Source organism: Mucilaginibacter sp. (genome assembly GCF_964263795.1).
GTDB lineage: Bacteria > Bacteroidota > Bacteroidia > Sphingobacteriales > Sphingobacteriaceae > Mucilaginibacter.
Genome location: NZ_CAXVWK010000037.1, coordinates 26,335 through 50,303, shown reverse-complemented (window position 1 = coordinate 50,303; position 23,969 = coordinate 26,335). Strand labels below are relative to the sequence as shown.

The 23,969-nt window shown below is 45.2% G+C and carries 23 protein-coding genes and 1 other RNA gene; 16 read left to right on the top strand and 8 right to left on the bottom strand.

The genetic code is table 11. From position 1 onward, the window contains the following. The 7 genes from ACE5CV_RS07085 to aroC all read left to right on the top strand — a co-directional run. Window positions 1-1,378, top strand: a 1,378-nt coding sequence (locus ACE5CV_RS07085) for a PAS domain-containing protein (RefSeq protein ID WP_374949469.1), incomplete at its 5' end; no start/stop codon positions are given. Between the two features lie 64 nt (window positions 1,379-1,442). Continuing rightward, complete coding sequence (locus ACE5CV_RS07080) at window positions 1,443-1,625, top strand: hypothetical protein (RefSeq protein WP_374949468.1); 183 nt, start codon at window positions 1,443-1,445, stop codon at window positions 1,623-1,625. Then, window positions 1,615-2,106 (top strand): DUF6624 domain-containing protein, encoded by a 492-nt coding sequence (locus ACE5CV_RS07075; RefSeq protein WP_374949467.1) that lies wholly within the window; start codon window positions 1,615-1,617, stop codon window positions 2,104-2,106. The genes ACE5CV_RS07080 and ACE5CV_RS07075 overlap by 11 nt, the downstream gene beginning before the upstream one ends. Window positions 2,107-2,368: 262 nt before the next feature. After that, complete coding sequence (locus ACE5CV_RS07070; protein WP_374949466.1) at window positions 2,369-3,277, top strand: prephenate dehydratase; 909 nt, start codon at window positions 2,369-2,371, stop codon at window positions 3,275-3,277. Window positions 3,278-3,408: 131 nt separating this feature from the next. After that, the gene (locus ACE5CV_RS07065) at window positions 3,409-4,539 is read left to right on the top strand and encodes a chorismate mutase (RefSeq protein WP_374949465.1); all 1,131 of its coding nucleotides are present in this window, start codon (window positions 3,409-3,411) and stop codon (window positions 4,537-4,539) included. A 49-nt stretch (window positions 4,540-4,588) separates the two neighbouring features. Continuing rightward, on the top strand, window positions 4,589-5,908 hold the full coding sequence (gene aroA, locus ACE5CV_RS07060; protein WP_374949464.1) for a 3-phosphoshikimate 1-carboxyvinyltransferase: 1,320 nt from the start codon (window positions 4,589-4,591) through the stop codon (window positions 5,906-5,908). Between the two features lie 63 nt (window positions 5,909-5,971). Then, on the top strand, window positions 5,972-7,063 hold the full coding sequence (aroC, locus tag ACE5CV_RS07055) for a chorismate synthase (protein WP_374949463.1): 1,092 nt from the start codon (window positions 5,972-5,974) through the stop codon (window positions 7,061-7,063). Window positions 7,064-7,424: 361 nt separating this feature from the next. Here the strand turns inward: aroC and ACE5CV_RS07050 are convergent, their stop codons facing one another. Then, a complete protein-coding gene (locus ACE5CV_RS07050; RefSeq protein ID WP_374949462.1) occupies window positions 7,425-8,135 on the bottom strand; it encodes a DNA alkylation repair protein in 711 nt (236 codons plus the stop codon). A 104-nt stretch (window positions 8,136-8,239) separates the two neighbouring features. Here ACE5CV_RS07050 and ACE5CV_RS07045 point away from each other — a divergent pair, with 104 nt between their 5' ends. Both ACE5CV_RS07045 and ACE5CV_RS07040 read left to right on the top strand, forming a co-directional pair. Continuing rightward, window positions 8,240-9,466 (top strand): MFS transporter, encoded by a 1,227-nt coding sequence (locus ACE5CV_RS07045; protein ID WP_374949461.1) that lies wholly within the window; start codon window positions 8,240-8,242, stop codon window positions 9,464-9,466. 9 nt (window positions 9,467-9,475) lie between these two features. Then, window positions 9,476-10,102 carry an HAD family hydrolase gene (locus tag ACE5CV_RS07040; RefSeq protein WP_374949460.1) on the top strand — a complete coding sequence of 209 codons (627 nt, stop codon included), beginning with the start codon at window positions 9,476-9,478 and terminating at the stop codon, window positions 10,100-10,102. 55 nt (window positions 10,103-10,157) lie between these two features. Here the strand turns inward: ACE5CV_RS07040 and ACE5CV_RS07035 are convergent, their stop codons facing one another. Continuing rightward, complete coding sequence (locus tag ACE5CV_RS07035; RefSeq protein ID WP_374949459.1) at window positions 10,158-10,691, bottom strand: DinB family protein; 534 nt, start codon at window positions 10,689-10,691, stop codon at window positions 10,158-10,160. Between the two features lie 75 nt (window positions 10,692-10,766). Between ACE5CV_RS07035 and ACE5CV_RS07030 the strand changes: the two genes are divergently transcribed. Further along, complete coding sequence (locus ACE5CV_RS07030) at window positions 10,767-12,326, top strand: L,D-transpeptidase family protein (RefSeq protein ID WP_374949458.1); 1,560 nt, start codon at window positions 10,767-10,769, stop codon at window positions 12,324-12,326. Between the two features lie 68 nt (window positions 12,327-12,394). Here the strand turns inward: ACE5CV_RS07030 and ACE5CV_RS07025 are convergent, their stop codons facing one another. Then, window positions 12,395-13,192, bottom strand: a complete 798-nt coding sequence (locus tag ACE5CV_RS07025; RefSeq protein WP_374949457.1) for a murein L,D-transpeptidase catalytic domain family protein — start codon at window positions 13,190-13,192, stop codon at window positions 12,395-12,397. A gap of 232 nt (window positions 13,193-13,424) precedes the next feature. Further along, on the bottom strand, window positions 13,425-14,003 hold the full coding sequence (locus ACE5CV_RS07020) for a nitroreductase (RefSeq protein ID WP_374949456.1): 579 nt from the start codon (window positions 14,001-14,003) through the stop codon (window positions 13,425-13,427). Between the two features lie 169 nt (window positions 14,004-14,172). Here ACE5CV_RS07020 and ACE5CV_RS07015 point away from each other — a divergent pair, with 169 nt between their 5' ends. After that, a complete protein-coding gene (locus tag ACE5CV_RS07015) occupies window positions 14,173-15,390 on the top strand; it encodes a dicarboxylate/amino acid:cation symporter (RefSeq protein ID WP_374949455.1) in 1,218 nt (405 codons plus the stop codon). Window positions 15,391-15,518: 128 nt separating this feature from the next. Then, on the top strand, window positions 15,519-15,992 hold the full coding sequence (locus ACE5CV_RS07010) for a hypothetical protein (protein ID WP_374949454.1): 474 nt from the start codon (window positions 15,519-15,521) through the stop codon (window positions 15,990-15,992). A gap of 495 nt (window positions 15,993-16,487) precedes the next feature. Here the strand turns inward: ACE5CV_RS07010 and ACE5CV_RS07005 are convergent, their stop codons facing one another. The 4 genes from ACE5CV_RS07005 to ACE5CV_RS06990 form a co-directional block, all read right to left on the bottom strand. After that, window positions 16,488-17,165: a hypothetical protein gene (locus ACE5CV_RS07005; protein WP_374949453.1), complete on the bottom strand. Its 678-nt coding sequence runs from the start codon at window positions 17,163-17,165 to the stop codon at window positions 16,488-16,490. 312 nt (window positions 17,166-17,477) lie between these two features. After that, window positions 17,478-17,747: a Txe/YoeB family addiction module toxin gene (locus ACE5CV_RS07000; protein WP_374949452.1), complete on the bottom strand. Its 270-nt coding sequence runs from the start codon at window positions 17,745-17,747 to the stop codon at window positions 17,478-17,480. Continuing rightward, the gene (locus ACE5CV_RS06995) at window positions 17,738-17,935 is read right to left on the bottom strand and encodes a DUF2683 family protein (RefSeq protein WP_374949451.1); all 198 of its coding nucleotides are present in this window, start codon (window positions 17,933-17,935) and stop codon (window positions 17,738-17,740) included. The genes ACE5CV_RS07000 and ACE5CV_RS06995 overlap by 10 nt, the downstream gene beginning before the upstream one ends. Window positions 17,936-17,970: 35 nt before the next feature. Then, complete coding sequence (locus tag ACE5CV_RS06990) at window positions 17,971-20,403, bottom strand: thiamine pyrophosphate-dependent enzyme (protein WP_374949450.1); 2,433 nt, start codon at window positions 20,401-20,403, stop codon at window positions 17,971-17,973. A 137-nt stretch (window positions 20,404-20,540) separates the two neighbouring features. Between ACE5CV_RS06990 and ACE5CV_RS06985 the strand changes: the two genes are divergently transcribed. The 4 genes from ACE5CV_RS06985 (at window position 20,541) to ssrA (ending at window position 23,940) form a co-directional block, all read left to right on the top strand. After that, window positions 20,541-20,942 (top strand): DUF1573 domain-containing protein, encoded by a 402-nt coding sequence (locus tag ACE5CV_RS06985; RefSeq protein ID WP_374949449.1) that lies wholly within the window; start codon window positions 20,541-20,543, stop codon window positions 20,940-20,942. A gap of 187 nt (window positions 20,943-21,129) precedes the next feature. Next, window positions 21,130-22,335 carry a pyridoxal phosphate-dependent aminotransferase gene (locus ACE5CV_RS06980; RefSeq protein ID WP_374949448.1) on the top strand — a complete coding sequence of 402 codons (1,206 nt, stop codon included), beginning with the start codon at window positions 21,130-21,132 and terminating at the stop codon, window positions 22,333-22,335. 62 nt (window positions 22,336-22,397) lie between these two features. Further along, window positions 22,398-23,459 carry an acyltransferase gene (locus tag ACE5CV_RS06975; protein ID WP_374949447.1) on the top strand — a complete coding sequence of 354 codons (1,062 nt, stop codon included), beginning with the start codon at window positions 22,398-22,400 and terminating at the stop codon, window positions 23,457-23,459. A 110-nt stretch (window positions 23,460-23,569) separates the two neighbouring features. Next, window positions 23,570-23,940, top strand: a transfer-messenger RNA (tmRNA) gene (ssrA, locus tag ACE5CV_RS06970). The last annotated feature ends 29 nt before the right edge of the window (window positions 23,941-23,969 follow it).

Genomic DNA, 23,969 nt, shown 5'->3' with positions numbered 1-23,969 from the left:
AAACGTGCAACTGCGCTATAGGAAGGTTGGCGTAATGACCGTTTTTTACGTGTTGGCAGTGTTCCTGATCAATACGCTTGGCTATATCGGCCCTGGTGTCTTTTACCTTTTATTTAATACAGTGCTCGCTGCACTTATATTTCCAATCCGATACGCTTATTTCTCGGTGGTATCGAATGTAATCCTGCTGGTCATATTCGCTTGCATCATCGCCTTTCAACTTTTCTATTCTGTGCTTATTACCGAATATAGTGTTGGTAAATGGATAGCTTTCAGTGCAAATCTTGTCTTCGCCAGTATTGTTATTGTGCTGCTGATCGACAAGATATTTCAGGGCCTTCAATTTAAAATCACCAATAAAACCCAGCTGCAGGAGCGCTACCAGCAGATCTTTTATAAAAGCCCGTTACCTATGTGGCTGTTTGACACGGACAATTTTATGTTTCTCGATGTCAACGAAGCTGCGCTTAACAACTATGGTTACACTAAAGCTGAATTTCTGAACATGTCTATTATGGACATCAGACCATCAGAAAGTATTGCCCAAACCGAAGAACTTGTCCGGGCGAACAAAATATCCGGAGAATATTACGGAGGTGTTTCTCAGCATTTGACCAAAAACCGGGAACTGATCTATGTGCAGATCGAAAGTAATTTATTACACCTGGATGGGCGTCAGGTGCGGCTGGTACAGGCGACTGATATTACAACCCAATTAGAGCATCAGCTCGAGGTTTACGAGGCCAACCGGAGGGTGAATGAATCAGAGTCTAACTTACGTGCGCTGTTCGACAGCGCTATTGACGGATTTGTTTTACTGGATGAAAAGTGCATCATTAAATTATTTAATCCTAAAGCTTCGGAGGCTATGAAATTCAATCGCGATCAGAATTCTTTCGAGGCGGGGCGCAGCATTTTTGACTATGTCGAAACTTCCCGGCTGTCTTATTTCCGGGAGATCATCGCCAAAGTTTATCAGGGAGAAACGGTAGACTACGACCGGATGTTCCGCACAGGCGGTGCAGTCAGCTGGATTAGATACACCCTGACCCCGGTACGTGAAGCAGAGCGCGTTGTAGGTGCTTCCATAACCGGCCGGGACGTAACTGCACGGAAACTATACTTACGGTCTGTAGAGGAGCAAAATAAAACTTTCAGGGAAATCTCCTGGGCACAATCACACCTGGTACGGGCTCCATTAGCACGTATAATGGGACTGCTGCCGATGTTGCCCAATGCCGCAAATGATGCAGAACGGGACGAGATTCTGGGCTATTTGCGCCTATCTGCAAATGAATTAGACGGGATCATCGCGCAGATAACGGAAAAATCCACCCGGATCATTAAAAAGTACGCCAATCAAAAAAGTGAGAACTAAACCCCTGGCAGCATTAACACCGGGATTATTAAATATTTCATTCAGCTTTTACTAACTTGAACCTATGAAAAAAATCCGGATCATTTGCCTGTGCATGGTTTTTGCCGCTGTTGCCAATGCTCAGCAAAAAAAGTTTAACAAGCCTTTGGCCGATTCACTTGAAAAGTTAGTAGTTGTTGATCAGGTAGCTGCCTACATCCCAACCGGCGAATACAAAAAGCATACGCCGGAACAATTTGAAATTTAAAGACAGTGTTTTTTCTGATCATCAGAAAATTCTAGACAACATTTTCAATAAGTACGGCTACCCGGGCTTTGATTTAGTCGGTAAAAAAGGATCGAACAACTTTTGGCTAATGGTGCAGCATTGCGACAAGTGGCCGGATTTTCAACAGAAGATACTGGCCGCCATGAAAGTGGAAATGAATAAAAACAATGCAGACGGCAAAAACTTTGCATACCTTACGGATAGGGTGAATTTAAACACAGGTAAAAAGCAGGTCTATGCAACACAGGTGACTTATAATACCAGGATCTGCCAGGCTATACCCAAACCGCTTGTTGATAGTTTAACGGTTAATAAACGCCGTAAAGAGGTCGGGCTGCCATCAATTGAGAATTATTTAAACCAAATGTCCACCATGCATTTTGAAATGAATAAAGAGAACTATAAAAAGCAAGGTATCTATAAGCCTGTTTTATTAACAGAAGAACAGTCACAATTATAATACAAGAGGTCGAACCGCCTTCGAACCAAATAAAATTTGTTTCGGCCTAAATATTTTATAAAAAATAAAATTATCTATTGACAAAATGATTTTTACTTGTACATTTACAGCATAACAAACACAATGAACAATTCACGTGCATATTTTTATGGTTTCTACTTTTACTTTAGCGGTAAGAGCCGGGACTGATATGTACTAACAAAACATACAAACTGAAAAGTCCCGGCCCGAAAAGGCAGGGACTTTTTGCTTTAATACATTTATGAAAACCGACAGACCAAGAGTTGCTATACAGGGTATCCGCGCATCGTTCCACGAAGAGGCGGCGTTCAGATACTTTGGCGAGGAGATTGAGACCATTGAGTGCAATTCTTTTAAGCAAACGTTCGAAGCGCTGCAGAATAAAGAGGCCGATTATGTGGTAATGGCGATAGAGAACAGTATTGCAGGCAGCATCCTGCCTAATTACTCGCTGATGATGAGCTACAGTTTCCCGGTAGTTGGCGAAGTGTATGTTCCCATCCAACTGCACCTGATGGCTTTGCCCGGTGTTCGGTTCGATCAGATCAAGTATGTTACTTCTCATCCTATCGCTATCAGGCAATGCGTTGATTTTTTCGACGAGTACCCTAACCTCAAGATAGTAGAAAGTAATGATACAGCTGCCTGTGCCAAACGCATTCGTGATGAGCAGCTTACCGATACTGTTGCTATAGCCAATACCTTAGCCGCACAGCTTTACGGCCTGGATGTATTAGAGCGCCGTATCGAATCTAACAAACTGAACTTTACCCGCTTTTTGATCCTGACCACGCATGAGTATGCCCGCAAAAAAGCAACGCCAAACAAAGCGTCCCTATGCTTCCAGGTGAACAACGAGGTGGGATCGCTGGCCAAGGTACTTAATATTTTCGCTAATGAAAACGTGAACATGAGCAAAATTCAAAGCATGCCGGTACTGGGTAAACGTAATGAATACAACTTTTACGTAGACATTGAATGGGATGACACCAGGCATTATGACACCGCCATCCGCCAGATCTTAAAATACACACACAATTTTAATATACTGGGCGAGTATGAACGTTACGAAGAAAGCAATGCTCCTAAGCCGGCACTAAAGCCCGAAGGTAACAGGCGCTACATTACCGTAAAAAAACTGAACGAATAGACAGAGTCGGACAACGGGAAGTCGGAAAGTCAGAAAGACAAAAATATCAAACCATAATAATTAAATAACTCAAGCAAAAAACAACTTCCGGATTTTCGGTCATGCCGGCATTCGGACAAAACAACAACGATATGAAACTGAACTTAAACATACAGCCACTCAACTCGTGGATCAACCAAACAGGCAAGCAACCATTAGTAATTGCAGGCCCCTGCAGCGCCGAAACTGAAGACCAGTTGGTAGCAACTGCCCACTTATTAGCAAAAACCGGAAAGATCAGCGCACTGCGTGCAGGTATCTGGAAACCGCGTACCCGCCCGGGTGAATTTGAAGGCATCGGCAGCATCGGTTTGGAATGGTTAAAACGCGCTAAGGAAGAAACCGGCTTGCCTACCGCTGTCGAGGTAGCTACCGCCAAACACGTTGAAGAAGCCTTAAAGGCCGGTGTCGACATCCTTTGGGTCGGTGCCCGCTCTACCGTTAACCCTTTTACTGTGCAGGAAATTGCTGATGCCCTGCGTGGCGTTGATGTACCTGTTATGGTTAAAAACCCGGTAAACCCCGATCTTTCGTTATGGATTGGCGCTTTAGAGCGTATCAATAACGCGGGCATTACCAAGCTGGCAGCCATACACCGCGGCTTTTCATCGTACGAAAAATCGGCGTTCCGTAATGAACCGATGTGGGACCTGGCTATCGGCCTTAAAACCCTTGCCCCTCACCTGCCTATCATTAACGATCCAAGCCACATCACAGGTAACCGCGATCTGATCGGTTATGTATCGCAAAAAGCGTTAGACCTGGATATGCAGGGCTTGATGATCGAATCGCACATTGACCCTACTGTTGCCTGGACTGATGCTGCGCAGCAGGTTACACCAGATGCTTTATCGCACATAATAGATAACCTTGCGTTGCGTAAACCTGAAGTGAAAGATGTAGTGCTGAACGACAAGTTACATGAACTGCGTAACCAGATAGACAAAATTGACGACCTTGTGATCCAGAAAATGGCCGAGCGTATGCAGATTGTAGAAAAGATCGGTAATTATAAGAAAGATAACAATATCACCATTTTGCAGGTGAACCGTTGGGACGAGATTTTACACAAACGCACCAGCTATGCTAAAGCGTTAAAATTGAGCACGGAGTTTACCGAGAAATTACTGGAGCTGATGCACAGTGAATCTATCCGTAAACAAACCGAGATCATGAATAAAAGCGAAGCAGGCCAGGCGGCAGAAAAATTAACGCACGCGTAAGCCTCACCCCAAACCCCTCTTCCGAAAGAGAGGGGCTTAAGATTTTATCATGAAGCATAACATCATTCTTACCAAAAAAGGCAAAACGGTAAACGGTACGGTACAGCTCACCGGTTCAAAAAGTGAGTGTAACCGGGCCCTGGTTATCGAGGCGCTGAGCAACGGTAAGGTAAAAGTTGAAAATATTTCTGACGCAGCAGATACGGTAACCCTTGCGGGAATACTAAGAGAGAGCGGAGATTTTGGAGCGGAAAACGGTAAAGGCATTGATAAAAATTCACACCTCGCCACCGCCAACCCGCAACTCATAAACATCGGCCCCGCCGGTACGGCTATGCGCTTTTTAACGGCCTATTACGCCATTGGCGATCAGGAGGTGATACTTACAGGCAGCGAACGCATGAAGCAAAGGCCGATCGGTATATTGGCAGATGCGCTGCGCAGCCTGGGTGCGCATATAGATTTTGAAGAGAAGGATGGCTACCCGCCGATTAAACTTAAAGGGAACTTTGAGCAGCGAACACGCCGCATCAGCATCAAAGGCGACATCAGCAGCCAGTACATCACCGCTTTGCTGCTCATTGCTGCCAAATTACCGCAAGGGTTAGAGCTGCATATCGAAGGCGACCTGACATCCCGCCCCTATGTGGAAATGACCCTGACCATGCTGCGCCAAGCCGGCATTCAGCATCATTGGGAGGAGAACGTTATAACAATAGAACATCAGGACTTTGCTGACACTTCCCTGCATATTGAACCGGACTGGAGCGCTGCATCCTACTGGTACGCCATTGCTGCTTTAAGCGACGAAGCCGAATTATTTTTACCCGGATTAACCTCATACAGTTTACAAGGCGACAGTGTGATAACCGAACTGATGGCTAACTTTGGCATTACTTCGCAATTTGTAAATGGCGGTGTGCAATTAACCAAAGAACCTAAGCCAATCTTCAGGAAGATCTTTGATCTGAAAGAATGTCCGGACCTTGCGCAAACGCTGATTGTAGTGTGCGCGGCCCTGGGTCACGATGCCAGCTTTACCGGTTTGGAAACCTTAAAGATCAAAGAAACAGACCGCATCCTGGCGCTGCAAACAGAACTGGCTAAAATAGGTGTAAAACTGGTAGAAAAGGGCCAGGTTTACAAACTGGATTGCAGCGAAAAGCAAATTCCGCAGCGTATGTTTGTAAGCACTTACGATGATCACCGCATGGCTATGGCCTTTGCGCCGCTGGCCTTACTGATACCAGAACTGGAAATTGAGGACGCCGACGTGGTTGAAAAATCTTACCCGGCGTTTTGGAAGGACCTGGAAAAGGCGGGGTTTGAAATAGCCCCACCCAACCCTCCCCGGAATGGAGGGTTTTAAAGAACAATATTTATAAACATTTTAATAAGGTCTCCCCTGCCGGGGGGAGATTAGAGAGGGCTTATGGCAGGCAATTCATTCGGTCAATTATTCAGGATAACAACTTTTGGCGAATCGCATGGCGAAGCGATAGGCGTGATTATAGATGGCTGCCCGGCAGGCTTAACGGTCGATTTGGATTACATCCAGGGAGAACTGGATAAACGCAAGCCCGGCCAGTCCAAGATCACAACGCAGCGTAAAGAAAGCGATACCTTTAAGATCCTGTCCGGAACTTTTGAAGGTAAAACTACCGGTACGCCTATCGCTATGGTCATACCGAACGAAGATCAGCGCTCTAAGGATTATGGCCATAATGTAGATGTATTCCGCCCTTCGCATGCCGATTATACTTACCAGACTAAATACGGCATCCGCGATCATCGTGGCGGCGGCCGCTCATCCGCGCGCGAAACCGCGGCACGTGTTGCGGCAGGTGCGTTAGCAAAACTGTTGCTGAAAACTCAGGGGATCGAAATTGTCGCCCATGTAAGCAGTGTGGGTAAAATAAACGCACCAAATGTTTTCATTGACAATGTTGATGAATTTATAGCCGAAAGGGAAAAGAATATCGTAAGATGTGCAGACCCTGCCACTGCCGAAGAAATGATCGCCTTTATAGACGATATCCGCAAGCAGGGCGATACGGTTGGCGGTAAGGTAAGCTGTTATCTTAAAGACTGCCCGGCAGGTCTTGGCGACCCCGTATTTGACAAACTGCATGCCGACCTGGGCAAAGCTATGTTAAGCATTAATGCCGTACACGGTTTTGAATTCGGCTCCGGCTTTAGCGGCAGTGAAATGCGCGGATCAGAGCATAATGATATTTTCGTTAAAAATACCAACGGCGAAGTAGGTACCCGCACCAATTTTTCGGGCGGTATCCAGGGTGGTATCAGTAACGGCATGCCTATTGAGTTTACCGTGGCCTTTAAGCCGGTAGCCACCATAATGCACAACCAGCAAACCATCAATAGCGAAGGTAACGCGGCAGAGATTACCGGAAAGGGGCGTCACGATCCCTGTGTTGTCCCCCGCGCCGTACCCATTGTTGAAGCGATGGCGGCATTGGTACTGGCAGACCATTGGTTAAGGAACCGGAATTCGAAGCTGTAGTTAAAACTCGGCTTTAAGCCAGAGAGAACTTCGCCCCAACCTGTCATGGTGAGCCTGTCGAACCATTAACGAACAGGTCTTCGCTAAACCTGTCATGGTTGGTGAGCCTTTCGAACCACTAACCGCAGACGTCTTCGACAAGCTGAGACTGACAAAATTAAGTATCTCGTCGAACCACTAAGCCGCAGGGATTTTCCAAACTAAACAAAATCTGTCATGGTGAGTATGTCGAACCACTAACCGAACAGGTCTTCGACAAGCTCAGACTGACAAATAATTGAGCCTGTCGAACCACTTACCGCAAAGGTCTCCGACAAACTCCGACTGACAAATTTAATTATTGGCCCTTGCCGCGCCGCTATCAGCATTTTACATTTGTCTTCTTGGGCGCTACACCGCCACGCTTATCCCAAACTTTTTTAATGTGATCTGTCGCTAAAGGTACTTTGCAGGCGGTGCCGTTCATATTTACGGTTACTGCACCTATACTAACGGCTATAGCCATTGCTTCATCGGCCAACGGCCTTACGTAACATGCTACGCCTATTACAAAGGCATTCATCATATAAGCCACTCTTCCGGCTGAAGGTGGGATCTGCTGGCCCACCCTTATCAATAATGTAAGCAATTTATCTAAGTCCAATTCGCTATCCGGTTTAAGAGCGACTACGTTGTTTAGCGTTGCCCATCCGCTGGCGGCAATGTGCTCAACAGGGCTATCTATCCATTCCAAACCTAAGTCAAACCCGTAACGCCCGCCTGCCGCTACCCAGGGAACGGTGTATTCGCCTATATTGGTAGATACGGCCTGCCGTACCCATAATTGCAGATCGGCGCGGGTCATTTGTTCATCATCGGCAATTAAGCCTGCCAGGTACATAGCATCGGCATTACCGGTAGCAAACAGATCTTTGGCGAGTTGGTAATCCTTTTTGACCTTTTTCTGAATCGGTTTCAGGTCGGCTATTTTCACACCGAAGAATGGCTCTTTAACGCCATGTTTTACTAAGATCTTTTTAACACTTTCACTGCCGTTGGCTTGCAGCACCGCCATAATATCTTTAACCGTCATCGGGGTTGAGTTTAATAATTAAAAGTAGCGTTTCGCTGCCAAAAATTTGCAGGAAGTGTTGTAAATGCCCGGCACTTTCCATGGCTAAACCCTACATTTGTGAAATGCCTAACCTTATCACGCTATATAAAAATGCCTACACCGGCTTGTCGCGTAACAATTGGTTAATGAGCCTGGTAATGTTCATCAACCGCAGCGGCACTATGGTTGTTCCTTACCTTAGCCTGTACTGTATTGAAAAACTGCATTTCAGCATCACGCAGGCCGGCTTTATTATGGCATTGTTTGGCATCGGCGCTATACTTGGTGCGTTTATAGGCGGCCGGCTAACCGATAAATTTGGTTTTTACGATCTGCAGGTGGGTGCCCTTATCAGCGGGGGATTACTCTTTATCCTGTTAGGCTGTCAGCATACATTTATAACGTTGGGCTTAGGCACATTTGCCTTAAGTTTTTGCAATGAAGCTTTCCGGCCGGCAAACTCAACCGCCATTGCGCATTACAGCACGCCCGAAAATAAAACCCGTTCCTACTCGCTCAACCGGCTTGCGGTTAACCTGGGCTGGGCATTCGGCGGCGGACTTGGCGGCTACCTGGCATCTATCAACTACAGTTTCCTGTTCTGGGTAGATGGCTGCACCAACATTGTGGCCGCGTTGCTGCTGCTTAAACTTATCCCCCGTTCCTCTATTGTAAAATTAGCCGCCGTAAAAGATCAGTTTGTTAATGTGGCATCTCCTTACCGCGATAAGGCATACCTGGCATTTATCTTACTTTCTACACTATTTGGTCTGTGCTTCTTCCAGTTCTTTATTATGGAACCGGTTTTTTACAGGCTCAAATGGCATTTTAGCGAACGGCTGATAGGGCTGCTGCTGGCAGCTAACGGTCTTATTATTGTAGCTGTCGAGATGGTGCTGATCCACTCATTAGAGGGCAAGCGCCACGGGCTGGTGTACATTGTTACAGGTGTATTGATCACGGGTTTCGGTTTTACACTGCTCAATATCCTGCCGCCCGGGGTGGCTACTGCCGTACTGGTAGTTGTGCTGATAACCATTGGCGAAATCATGAGCATGCCCTTTATGAATGCCTACTGGATCTCGCGAACCAACAATCACAATCGCGGCCAGTATGCTGCATTGTATACCATATCGTGGTCGGCGGCGCAGGTTTTGGCACCTGCTTTGGGTAGTCAGGTCATTGAACATTCGGGGTTCAGCCTATTGTGGTGGTTATTAGGTGGTTTAAGCCTGCTAACAGCTGCTGGTTACTTTTTACTTTACAAAAAAGAGCGCATTGGTCAAACAACCGGCCAATGGCAATCTTAATTAATTGATATGAAACGTGCCTTAATTTTAGACCTTGATAATACCATTTACCCGGTAAGTTCGGTAGCTGATGATATGTTTGCGCACCTGTTCGAGTTGATAGATAAAGAATTGGGGAAAAAAGATCACCAGGCAGCGGCTATGGCCAAACATGAACTTACGCGCCGTCCGTTTCAATTCGTGGCAGATGAGCACGGCTTTAGCGACGAGCTGAAACGCAAGGGAATTGAAGTGCTGCAAAACTATGAGTACGACAAGCCAATGCAGTGCTACCCCGAATTCGAAGAAATCCGCAAGCTGGATATCGATAAATTCCTGGTGACTACCGGCTTTACTAAGTTACAGTTCAGCAAAGTGAAGATGCTGCAGATAGAAGGCGATTTCAAAAAGGCATACGTGGTAGACCCGCAGCAATCCAACGAAAACAAGGGCGATGTGTTTACGAAGATCATGGCCGAAAACGGGTATAGCATTGCCGATGTACTGGTTATTGGCGACGACCCGGAATCTGAAATTAAATTTGCCCTGCAATTAGGCATCGACACCTTTCTGTTCGATCCGGAGAACAAATACCCCCATGCCAACGTAACCTACCGCGGTAAAGACTATAAAGCCATTGCGGGTATTATTGAATGAGAACTAAACCCATTCATTTTGAAATGATGTGAAAAGGGAAAATACCACCAGGTATTTAAAATTGACCGGTAGTTTTTCTTTCCATCAGCACCTTTACCGTTACAATCAGCTGGCCCAGGTGGCGCGTGGTGTGCTCGGCACTGTGAACGTACAAACCTAAAACGGTAGATGGCAGCTGCCCGCGGCCAACTCCGCGGTAATTTGTAAGCGTTGCTTCATCTGCTTTACTTAATTGCGCCAGGGCCTTATCAACCTGCCTGTTAAAGGTTGCTACAAGGTCATCGGTAGTGTAGGTTATTTTGGTCGGTTTGCCCTCATCCGCTAAATACTTTAACTGCTCATCTGTGAGCGGTTTAGCTTGTGCATAAGTAAACAACCTATCCAGCACCCCCGCCAGGTGCTGTAAATGGAAGCCCGGCGACGCCATGCCGGCAACACCCTGCCAAAGCAATTCATCCTGAAAGTTGAGCATCAGCATGTTCAATTCCTCTTTTGCCTGCATCAACGCATGCGCCACTGGTTGTAAAAGCATAGGTACATTTTGCAGCGGCCCGCGCAGCCAAACCTCGGGCTGGTTGTTATTTTCCATGCCCAAATATAAGGGTTGCGCTGTAATTCCTATTTGTGGTATGCAGATTGTATTTATCGGTCAAAACATATAAAGATGATACGACCCCTTACTTTCAAACGATCCCTTGTTCCGATCTTAATTACCCTGTTCTCCGTATTTACGCTAACCTTCCAAAGCTGTAAAAAAAGCCGGTCGGATATGGGCAAAGTACTGTACCAAAAAACCAAGAACAAGGTTTTTAAAGATGTTACCCCCGAAGGCCTTGCCGAAGTATTCAAAAAAGTGCTGGCAGACGAAAAATCTAAAATGGATAACCCGAAACTGATCACCGCTTACTATGAGCAGAACAATTATGACCCTGCCTTTGTAATGGACCATATTTTTAATGGTGATGTAGACCTTACCGCTAACTACTTTGAAAAAGCCGGCGAGCATGGTTTGGACCCTAAAATGTTCAAAGCAGCACAGATAAAAGCGCTGGTTGATAAATTTCAGGATAAAAAGGGTATCAAAACCCTGGATGAAGCTTACCACGATATTGCCGAGTTGGAGATCTTAACAGCTAACTCGCTGATCAACTACTCAAACGCTTTACAATATGGCATTTTAAGTCCACGTAAAATTTACCAGCGTTACTATACCGAAACTAAACGCCCGGACAGTTTAGGCATGTCGCGCATCTTCACCATAAGCAATATGCGCGCTTACCTGGACAGCATCCAGCCAAAAAACCCGCAGTACCTGGCTTTGCAAAAAGCATTACTGGCAGGTGGCACCGCAAAAGGCATGACTAAGGAAGAAACTACACGCTACCTGGTTGTGAATATGGAGCGCCTGCGTTGGAAAAACAAGCCTACCCAACCAGAATATGTTATTGTTAACATACCCGATTACCGTTTAGATGTAATGCAAAACGGCAAATCTATCCTGAATATGAAAGTTGTAGTGGGCGAAGGCAGGAATATCGACAACAACATTTCCTTAGTTGACTATGACGAAAGCGACAAAGTTGACAGGCCATTTACCCGCGAAACGCCGCAATTAAACAGCGTAATCCACAGCGTACAGGTAAACCCTGTTTGGAACATTCCGCAAAGTATTGCCAGTAAAGAGATAATGGTAGAGGCCGCTAAGGACCCTTACTACCTGGATAACAAGAACATTGATGTTTACCAAAACGGCAAAAAGGTAGAAGACCCGGAAACCATCGATTGGGCATCGGCACCTAAGGACAAATATGAGTTTAAACAACGCCCCGGCGATGATAACGCACTGGGTAAGATCAAATTCCTGTTTAATAATAAAAGCAGTGTTTACCTGCATGATACTCCTGCAAAAAGCGGTTTCTCACAAAACATGCGTGCTTTAAGCCACGGCTGTGTACGCCTTGGTGACCCGGATGCTTTAGCTAAAGTTGTTTTTGGCGAAGGGCCGACCTATGACAAGATCTCGAAAGCGATGACAGAAGATAACCCAGACCCTACTACCATCGCGGTGCCTAAAAAGATGCCGGTATATATTACTTACGTTACCTGCTGGGCCGACGAAACCAACACCCTGCAATACCGCCCGGATGTTTACGGCTTAGATGTAGTGCTTTACCAGCACCTGCAAAGGTTCCTGGCTAATAACGATCAGCTGGCGGCTTTGTAAGCTACCTTAATGCATAAAAAAGCCTGCCTCATTTTGTGAGGCAGGCTTTTTTTATTTTATATGATCAGTTACAATTTAGCTATCGTTGTGCTATCTGTGTGCATCGTATCTGCAGCAGGAGCGATAAAGTTTGCAGGCAACGTATCATCTAACAATTTTGACATATAATTACTATCGTTACCGTTGATGAATAGAACCGTACGGCCTTTAATAGTATCGATCACCTGGTTAGAAACCTCTGGCGATACAGCCGGGCAACCAAAGCTGCGGCCTAAACGGCCAATCTGGTTAATCGTATTCTGACAAACGTAATCGGCTGCATGTACAACAATACCACGTGCACGGGCCGCGCTGTTAGCAGCATCCAAACCGTCTAAACGTAACGAACGGCCGTGTTTGCCAATGTACACACCATCTGTTAGGTAAAAACCTAAACTGCTCTGGTGCGACTCGTTATTGTTAGAGAAACGGTTAGCCATATCATCACCACTACCCTGGCCGTGAGCAACCCAGGTATTCAATACCAGCGTTTTGTTTAACACGTCAATTATCCACATACGTTTTTCACGGCTCGATTTGTTGAAATCTACCACGGTGATAACGTTACTGTTAGCAGGTAATTTGTTAGCCAGTTTAAGGTTCATGTAACCGGTTACCGCTTTCTGAAAAACGTTAACATCTAAACCGGTTTGCTGCAGGTTTGCAGTTTGATAAATATCTGATACATACTGCGCAAATAATTCTTTTGCAGTGTAAGACTTAGCTATTTTATTAAAAGATTTGGATGCGCTAGACGGTTTCCAACTGATAACCGAAATTGAAAATAACAATAAAGCGCCAATGATCCACCAAAAGTGTTTTCTCATAAAATATTGGGTTTAATCGTTTAGTTTAATTGGGTGCAATTCGGCTAATTATATTATAGTAGCTGAATTCGTTAAGACAAATATACGCACAAATCGCAAATTTATTGTCACGGCAGTCTAATGATATACTTTAATGAAATTTTCTTTCAATAAAGTTAAATCATGCGGATCGTTATTGCAAGCTAATATAAAAAAAGCCCTGCGGTTTACGCAGAGCTTTCATTAAAATGGCTTACTTATTCCAGGTGATCTTTTCTTCAATCGGCGTTTTACGCTTGCCTTCCGGCTGTGTTTCGGTGTAGCCTAAAAATAAAACACCTAACACAGTGTCTTCGGCACCTAAGCCAAAATGCTCGGAAAAAGTAGGCTTTAACACCATACCGCCGGTGCTCCAAAATGCGCCGAAGTTTAAGGCGGTTGCTCCCAAAAGCAGGTTTTGTACCGCGCATGATGCGGCAATCACTTCTTCAAATTGTGGGATCTTGGGCAGGTCGCCGCGTTTTTGATAAGGGATGATCACGTGCGATGCGCCGCCAAACTGGTTGCTCAGGTTGGTGTAAACTGTTTGATTAAAGCTTTCGCCCGGGTTGGCTGCTTTGTAAAGTTCGGCGTGCTGCTCGCTATAAGTTTTAGGGTCTTCAAAAACAATAAAGTGCCATGGCTCGGTGTTACCGTGGTTAGGCGCCCAGTCGGCCAGCTCTAAAATAGAAGCGATATGCGCGTTTGGGATCTTATTGCCGTTCATGGTAGAAGGCTTAATTGTACGGCGGTTTTTTATAATGTTAGCAACTGCTGAAAATGTAGTATCCATAGTAATTGTGTTTAGCTGATGTGCGAAGCGCCAAAAATAAGAATTTAGATGCTCACAATGGCTTGCTCGTGTAAAAATCTCAAAACCGCTAGTAAGCTTTGCCGATAACGCCTTTTTACTCCGATAAAATTTTTACTTTCACGCATGCCATTAATCTGGCGGTAGGCGTATGAACAACTGGTTTAAAAATTACAGCGGCATCATCTGGCTTTTAACGGGTATCATCATCGGCAGCATTGTTGGCGTTGTACTGGGCAAAAAGGCCGAAGTACTAAAACCCGTTGGCGATATTTTCCTGAACCTGCTGTTTGTTGCCGTGATACCGCTGGTTTTCTTTGCTATCTCATCGGCCATTGCCAATTTGCAGGGCACGCAAAAGCTCAGCCGCATTATGGGCATTATGGCGGGTGTATTCCTGGGTACCATCATCGTGGCGGCGATATTAACCATCGTTGCCTTATGGATCTTCCCCTTAGGAGCCACCGCGACTACTGCAACGGCGGGCGCAAGTGCCGAAGCAGGTAAAAAACTTACCGGCGATGCCGTAACCCAGCTGTTTACCACCAGCGAATTCTTTAACCTGCTATCGCGTAAGAATATGCTGGCCATGATCATTTTTGCTATACTGGTTGGCTTTGGCGCGTTAAGGGCCGGCAACAAAGGCAACACCTTCACCGCGTTCTTAAACTCGGGCAACGAGGTTTTTAAACAGGTATTCGTCATCATCATGAAAGCCGGGCCTGTTGGCCTTGGCTGTTACTTTGCCTACCAGGTGGCGGTTTTCGGGCCGAGCTTGTTTGGCACCTATGCGCATACTTTGGGCATAGGTTATGGCGTAAGCCTGTTTTTATACGCCGTGTTTTACAGCATTTACGCCTTTATAGCAGGCGGCGTTACCGGTATTAAACGTTACTGGAAAAACAACATCATTCCATCGGCAACGGCTGTGGCCACCTGCAGCAGCATTGCTACCATACCGGCTAATTTAGATGCCGCCAAAAAAATGGGCATCAGCGATGTAATAGCCGGCGTAACCATCCCGCTGGGCGGCACCCTGCATAAAGACGGCTCCAGCATCTCCTCCATTTTGAAAATGGCCGTGGTGTTTGCCATGTTCGGCAAAGGGTTCGATAGTCCGCAGGTGATCCTGCTGGCTTTGGGGATGACGGTATTGGTGAGCATGGTTGAGGGCGGCATCCCTAACGGGGGTTACATTGGCGAACTGCTCTTTATCTCGGCCTACGGTTTCCCGCCCGAAGCACTCCCCCCCGCCATCATCATTGGCACCCTGATAGACCCTGTGGCCACGTTGTTGAATGCCACAGGCGACACCGTTGCCGCGATGATGATTCAACGGTTTTCGGAAGGCAAATTGGTGGATGTGTAGATTCCAGCCCGAAAGGTTTTACAGTAGTCGGAGACTACAGGCGTATTTATCCGAAGTCGGAGACTTCGAATAGCAAGTGACAGATAAGTTTTAATAATTTATATTTAGTTGCCTTACCTTTAAAAAATATGACAGAAGAACTTGCAAAGCTTATCAATCGTTCTATACTATATAGGGGCGAGATACTCCATGAATGTATTATACTTGAAAAGGATATTGATTTATCTGTAGTAATGCACTTTACTCAGTCGCCATCTCACTTTAATGATATGCATGAGTTGATTATGGATAGGATGACTTTTGACCAAAAGATAGGTATTATTCAAGAACTGCTTAACAGAAGAAGTTTAGATTCACTAATGGTTAAGCGTAAGGAAAAGCTTATAAAAGAGCTTAGATATGTGAAAGAGGTGAGAAATAAATTTGCTCATAGACCAATGTTTGTTGGTTATCAAGAAGACGAAAAAATTCCTAAAGAATTTAAAATGATAACTTATAGAGATGGAATTAATCACATACCATTTACAAAGAACGATTTTGAACTATGTATTAAAAGAATAAAAAAATGTGTCGAGGTATTAGAAGGTTTTTTCAGGTTATAACCTAATCAGGGATGGTTTCTCGTATTACTAAACGGGTGCACCCCGTAGCAATAGTCATTATCCCCCTTTCGGTATCTTTAAATAGTGTTACTCAAAGATAACAACAATCATTTTAACTTCTTATCTGTCCCAAGTAGATTTAGTTACCAGATTTCTCCTCGCTATCGCTCGTTCGAAATGACATGGGGGGCGTAATGCTTGAGAGATTGTGCATACAGCATTACTAGGTAAACATAATTGTCATTCTGAGGAGGAATCTTCTACAACATGAGGACTTCTCCTCGCTATCGCTCGTTCGAAATGACATGGGCAAAGTATTGGTTGGAGAGATTGAGCATACAGCATTACGAGTTAAACGCCATTGTCATTCCGAGGGAAGCGCAGCGACGAGGAATCTTGATATTAGCCCATCGCCTACTCAGGGATTATAGACATTAATTATCAGGTCTTTTGTTATTATTCGATAGCACACTATAGATTATCATCACTAAACAACTACATCTGCCTCAAAATGACACCCTCGTCTTTCCTCACAATATCTTCTATCTGCCGTAGCTGCTCAGCGGAAAGTTGTTTCAGGTTTTCCTGGCTCAGGATGGTATTGTTGATCTGGATGTAATTGTTCTGCTCGGTTACTACGGTGCCGGTGGTTTGCTTATCCATGCCGCCGGATACCTCAAGGTAAAGCCGGGCCGCCCGCATATCGCCGTTAACCGCCGACCTGAATACGGTAGAAAGCACCCTGGGCGCCATAAATTTAAATTGCTCCATTTCGGCCAGCAGTTCGGGATGGGTTTTATAGTCGTTAAAGTGCTTGGCAACGGTTTGCCGGCTTAGGCCGGTTTGTTCGGCTATGGCACCTTTAGCAGGCATGATGCCGTACTCATGTATGTAGCTGGTAATGGCCGTGGTGATAACCACGTGGTTGTTTTCCCAAAGCTGGGTGCGGGAGTCGGCCGGTAATATCGGTGTAATTTTGGCCAGAAAGACGTCGCGTTCCGCGCCTTTCAGCTTGTTTAAAGTTCTGTTGGCTGCCAGCGTAAGCTTGCGGCGTTCGTGGTGGTCTAATCCTTCCAGGTCATTAAAGGTAATGGTATCAAGCGACAGGATGTGCTCGATCTTTTTTTTTACAGGGGTGCGATTTGCTGTTAAAGCAGTTGATTGGGTTTGCATAAAAGATGGGGTTAATAGATGGGAGATGTAAAGATACAAAACATTTTCGGCATTTACTAATTTAATTAGTATATTCCTAAAAGAAGTGTTAAACCACGATTTTCACAAATTATTGATTTACAATATTTTAACAAATATTTTTCTGAAAAGTGTAAACCTTTGTTAATAGTTGTACCGTTTTTTGGATGATAATTAATTGCTCATCTGCCACCATACCCCCTCGCTAAATCGGGCAAAATTGAGTGCCAGCCCAAAGGTTTAAAGCACAAAAAGCCGCTCTTTAGAAGCGGCTTTTTGTGGTGTGTTAATATTTTAGTAATGGCCTTTAGCAGATAACACATTTAATATTACCATCTGGTTGCGGTCGTTTATCTCGTACACCAAACGATGTTCCTGATTAATCCGGCGTGACCATGCACCTGACAAACTATACTTTAAGGCCTCTGGCTTACCTATGCCTTCAAACGGGTTTTCTTGAATAGCTATCAAAAGCTGTTCGATCTTTTTTTGAATGACTTTATTACCAGACCTTTTCCAATATGCAATGTCTTCAACAGCCCTGGGTGTGAAGATTATTTCCATAGATCTTCGATAGCGATTTTAACGCCCTTGTCGTTTTTAATGTCTTCCCTGCCCTCTTGTATTTTTTTAACAAACTCGGGATCATATGGATCTTTTTTGCTGATGAAATCCATCTTCATAGCCTTGATGAATGCCTTTAAAGCCGTCAGCTGCTCTTTGGTTTTGGGTTGTACGATTAGCGTTTCCATTTTACAAATTTACTCAAAGGCAATTAATATCCTCTTTAAAATATCGACGGGAACTTACCCGGGTTGGCTTCGTTCATCATACTGTAAACCACTTCGATCACATCATCCAGGGACGGCTTGCTGAAGTAGTCGCCATCCGAGCCATATGGTGGCCTGTGCTCTGCCCCGCAAAGGGTGCGTGGCTGGGCATCTAAAGAGTAATAGCCATTTTGCGCTTCTACCACCTTTTGCAGGATGTAGGCGCTGCCACCGCCGGGGATATCTTCATCGATTACCAGTAGCTTATTAGTCTTTTGCAACGACCGGCCGCAGGTATTATCCAGATCGAAAGGGTATAAAGTTTGCGGGTCTATCACCTCAACGTTAACGCCCATCTTTGCCAACTCATCGGCAGCTTCCATCACAATACGCAGGGTTGACCCATAGGTAACTATGGTGATGTCGTTGCCTTCTTTCAATATTTCGGCCTTGCCTAAAGGCACCGTAAATTCGCCAATATTGGCAGGCAGCTTTTCCTTTAAGCGGTAGCCGTTCAGGCTTTCTATCACCAGGGCGGGCTCATCGCCGCGCAGCAGGGTGTTATACATTCCGGCAGCCTGGGTCATATCCCTCGGAACGCAGATATGCAAACCGCGCATAGAGTTAAGTATCATGCCCAGCGGCGACCCGGAGTGCCAGATACCTTCTAAACGGTGCCCCCGGGTACGTACGATCAGCGGTGCTTTTTGCCCTCCTCGGGTGCGGTAGCTTAAGCTGGCCAGGTCATCGCTTAATACAGTGATAGAGTACAGCAGGTAATCCAGGTACTGGATCTCGGCAATCGGGCGGAAGCCGCGCATCGCCAGGCCCATACCCTGCCCTATTATAGTAGCCTCGCGGATGCCGGTATCGGTTATCCGCAGGTCGGTATATTTATTTTGCAGCCCGGCAAAGCCCTGGTTAACATCACCTATCGAGCCCACATCCTCGCCAAAGGCAACAATGCTTTTATCGCGTTCAAAGTTCTTATCAAAACAGGCGTTCAGCACCTCGCGGCCATCCAGCATGCGGGCATCATCGGCATACTCCGGCGCAATCACCGGTACGTACAACGGCGACTGTGGCGTATCACTAAACAGCTTGGAGTTAAAGCGTTCTTTGTTTTTTGTATTCTCTTTTCCCAGCCAGTTTACCAGCGCATCGCGTTCGGCGCTATTTTCGCCCACGGTGATCCGCAAGGCTTTACGTACACAAGCGATGGTATCCCTCCGGCCCGGATCAACGCAAGCCTGGAGTTGGGCAACTAAGTCGATAAGCCCTTCGCTGTGCGCCGACCGGCGGGCAACAGCATTGATCAGCCCAACAGCAGCAGCCATCTCCGTTTTGATCTCGCTTTCCAATTCGTTCCAGGCCTCTTTTTGGCACTCGCGAACGTATTTTTTAGCTTCAGCTTCCAGGGCATCCATATCCTCGGCAGTTATAATCGCCGATTGGATCATCCACTTGCGCATCTGGACCAGGCAGTCGTGCTCCTCTTCCCAGGATAACCGGTCCTTTGATTTATACCGCTCATGCGAGCCCGAGGTAGAATGTCCCTGCGGCTGTGTCATCTCCACCACGTGGATCAACACCGGCACATGCTCTTCCCGGCAAACTTTTATAGCGCGTTCATAGGTTTCGCAAAGGGCCACATAGTCCCATCCGCGCACCTTATATATTTCGTATCCGTTAGAATTGCCATCCCGCTGAAAGCCTTTAAGCACTTCGGATATATCTTCTTTAGTGGTTTGCAGTTTTGCGGGCACCGATATGGCATAGGCATCATCCCAGATAGAAATCGCCATAGGCACCTGTAAAACACCCGCAGCGTTAAACGCCTCAAAAAACAACCCTTCAGATGTTGAGCCGTTACCGATAGTACCAAAGGCAACCTCATTACCGTTTACAGAAAAATTCTTAAGGTATTCCAGTTCTTTGTTCTGGCGGTACAACTTTGATGCATAGGCCAGGCCCAGCAAACGCGGCATGTGGCCGCCGGTGGTAGATATATCTGCCGCGCAGTTCATAGTTTCGGCCTGGTTAACCCAAGTGCCGTCGGCGTTTACGTAGCGCGTTGCATAGTGACAATTCATTTGCCTGCCCGCCGATGCAGGATCTTTCTCGATATCGGGATTAGCGTATAACTGGGCAAAGAACTCTTTAAGGTTGCTCATGCCTGTAGCAAACATAAAGGTTTGGTCGCGGTAGTAGCCTGCGCGCCAGTCACCCTTGCGGAAAGCCTTGGCCATAGCCAGCTGGGCAACCTCTTTACCGTCGCCAAAAATTCCAAACTTGGCTTTACCTGTCAGCACCTCGCGGCGGCCAATAATACTAGCCTGCCTGCTCTCAAAGCCAACGCGGTAATCGCTGATTACAATTTCCCTGAAATCGTCAAAACTGAGTTCGGCAGCATTTTTTGTGTCGCCATTGCGTAATACAGTTTCGGGCATACAAAATTTTGTTTAGGCGGTAAAATTATAAAATTCTATTTTGATTTTAGTATGGGTGAGGATAAAACATATAGTTATACCAATAGTTTTGAATATACATTAAACCTTTTATATTTGTAATAATCAAACAAGTAAACATGAAAAAACTAATATTAATCTGCACCATGATCTTAGGGTTTGCGTTTGGCGCATCAGCCCAGGATGATCAAAAAGCCGAGTTTAAATTTAACGAGGAAAAGCACGATTTTGGCAAGATAGCACAGGGTACACCGGTAACTACCGTTTTTGAATTTACTAACGTTGGTACCGAGCCTTTGATCCTTACAGAGGTTAGGCCTACATGCGGATGCACTATTGCCGATTATACTAAAACACCTGTTCCTAAAAACGGCAAGGGTACTATAAAGATCACTTATAATGCAGCTGTAGCATCAGCATTCAACAAAACTATTGTAGTTACATCGAACGCTAAAACACCTACTAAATATTTGAATATAGTAGGCGAGGTTGTAGCTAAGCCGGCTGTAAGCAGCAGGTAATGCTTCATTTAAACCTGATCTGAATTAGGCTTAAAAAAAATATCGAAGCCATCGCAATGCGGTGGCTTTTTTTGTGACCATACTACGGCCTTTTCTAAAGGCGGGGGCTCCGATTAAATTCTGTTGAATTGATTATCCCTGTCGGGGAAATTATAGCGAGCGCTGATTTTTTTACTAATTTTACCGCATGCCAAAAATTTCGCAAAAAGGGCAGCGGATGCCTGCTTCACCTATCCGCAAGCTAACGCCATTTGCTGATAAAGCAAAACAGGACGGTAAAAAAGTGTATCATCTAAACATCGGTCAGCCGGATATCGAGACCCCGGAAGGCATGCTCAATGCCATCAAAAACATCGACTTTAAAGTTTGGGCTTACACGCCAAGCGAGGGTACGCTGAGCTATCGTAAAAAACTCACCGAATATTACAATAAACTGGGATATAACATTACCCCCGAAAACATCATTGTTACCACAGGCGGATCTGAAGCGATCACTATTGCCATGATGAGTTGCCTGGACGAGGGCGATGAAGTGATCATCCCCGAGCCATTCTACGCCAACTATAACGGCTTTGCCAATCAGACAGATGTAGTCGTAAAACCTATCCTGTCGTATATCGACAATGGTTTCGCACTGCCTCCTATCAGCGAGTTTGAAAAGCTGATCACCGATAAAACAAAAGCGATCATCATCTGCAACCCAAATAACCCAACCGGTTATCTGTACTCGCAAGAGGAATTGGACGCGTTGAAAGAACTTGCACTAAAGTATGATCTGTACCTGTTTAGTGACGAAGCGTATCGCGAATTTTGTTACGATGGCCGTACATTTATATCTCCGATGCATTTAAGTGGATTAGATGAGCATGTGATTGTGATGGATACAGTAAGCAAGCGTTACAGTGCCTGTGGTGCCAGACTGGGCTGTCTGATCACAAAAAACAAAGATGTTATTGCAGCAGGCTTAAAATTCGCTCAGGCACGTTTATCTGCCGGGATGATAGAGCAGATTGCAGGTGAAGCTGCTGTTGATACTCCTGATGAATATTTCACTGCTGTAAATAAAGAATACACGAAGCGCCGGGATACACTGGTAACCGCTCTTAATAAAATTGAGGGTGTATTTTGTCCTAACCCGGGCGGTGCATTTTATGTGGTAGCAAAATTCCCTATAGACAACGCTGATAAATTTTGCCAATGGATGCTGGAAAGCTTCAGCTACGAAAATCAGACGGTTATGATGGCGCCTGCAACAGGCTTTTATAGCACACCCGGCGCAGGTACCAACCAGGTGCGGATGGCTTATGTATTGAATAACGACGATCTTAACAAAGCGATGGTTTGCTTAGCCGAAGGGCTTAAAGCTTATCCTGGCAGGACTGTTAGCAATTAACGTCGTCGGTTTACAAAGGTGTTAATAACTTGAACAAGCCATCGGTAAACCATCAACCAAGCATGAAGTTCAGCGATACGATTGTACAAGACAGTAACGTCAGTATTACCTGGATAACCAATCTGCGTTTACTTGCCATGTTTGCAGTAGTTGTATTGCATACAGCATCGCCATTGCTGATGAACTATAACGGCGTACGTTCATCTGATTGGGTGGCAGGTGATGTATATAATTCTGTAACCCGTTTTGCTGTACCTGTATTTGTGATGATAACAGGTGCATTATTGTTTAATCGCGAATTTGAGATCTTTGGGTTTTACAAAAAGCGTATCGGAAGGCTTATTGTTCCGTTTCTGTTTTGGAGTTTGGTTTACGTGGGTTATCAATGGTATGAAGAAATTATTTACTTCAATGGCGATGCTTGGGCGAATGTTTTAATAGTGATACGCCAGCTAAAAACAGGCACTTATTACCATCTATGGTATATCTATTTGCTTATAGGCCTGTACCTGTTTATTCCCTTTCTCGGTAAGTTTGTTCGTAATGCTACTGAGCGGGAACTGCTTTATTTCCTGGCGATATGGTTTTTCACCACGCTGATTAGCCGGCCGTACCTCAGCTATGTTAATACGGCTGTAGAGTTGCGTTATTTCAGCGGTTATATTGGCTACCTGGTTTTAGGGTATTATCTGGCTTATAAACGGTTTGCCATACCCTACCTTATTTTTCCATCATTATTAATATTTACGGCATGTGTGGTGCTGATTACCTGTGGTAATTACTACTTGCAGGTAGCCAACCATACGTTAAGCACTTTTTTTTATGAACCCATTGGTCCGTTTGTAATCGTGTTAGCAACCGGGGCATTTATGGCTGCAAAGCATTTGATAATTAACTTGGGAACCAAACTTTCTTTAATCATTGCCAATGCCAGCAAATACACTTTAGGAATTTACTTAAGCCACGCACTTATTTTAGATGTTTTAGAACTGAACGATATCAATTACAAGATCTTCAATCCCTGGCTAAGCATACCATTAGTTGCATTAGCCTGCTTTCTGCTTTCATGGCTGTTAATTTATATTTTGAGCAAACTACCGATAATAAAATATGTTGTTGGATGACAGGACTCGGATATTGCCAAGTTGAATTTGCTAAATAAGACTTCACAAAGGCTAAAAAACCGTATCTTTGTTAACTGCAAACTGCCCACCGGCATATGCGAAACCAAAATGGGGTCGACCGGAATTGACAGGATGGAGATAAATGTGTAAGCATGCAGCGCGTTGGGTGAATTAGCGCTAAAATCTGAACGCTCAAACTTACAAATGGCGAAAATAACTACGCCTTAGCTGCCTAATTTAGAATTAGCATAGCTTTTGTCCCGCCGGTTTTCTGTTCTGTTGGATCGGCATCCGGGGCATCGAAAAACGGAAATAGCCTGCTTAAAGGTGTGGTAAGCAAGCGAAACAAAACACCTAAGGACTAAGGTACAGGTAAGCGGTTAACCTTCCATAGCCCCTACAATTAAATAACAGCTAAGCATGTAGAAAGCATATCTTATACCATGTTTGGACGAGGGTTCGAATCCCTCCGGCTCCACTTACAGGTCTAGAAAATCAAAACGCTATAAA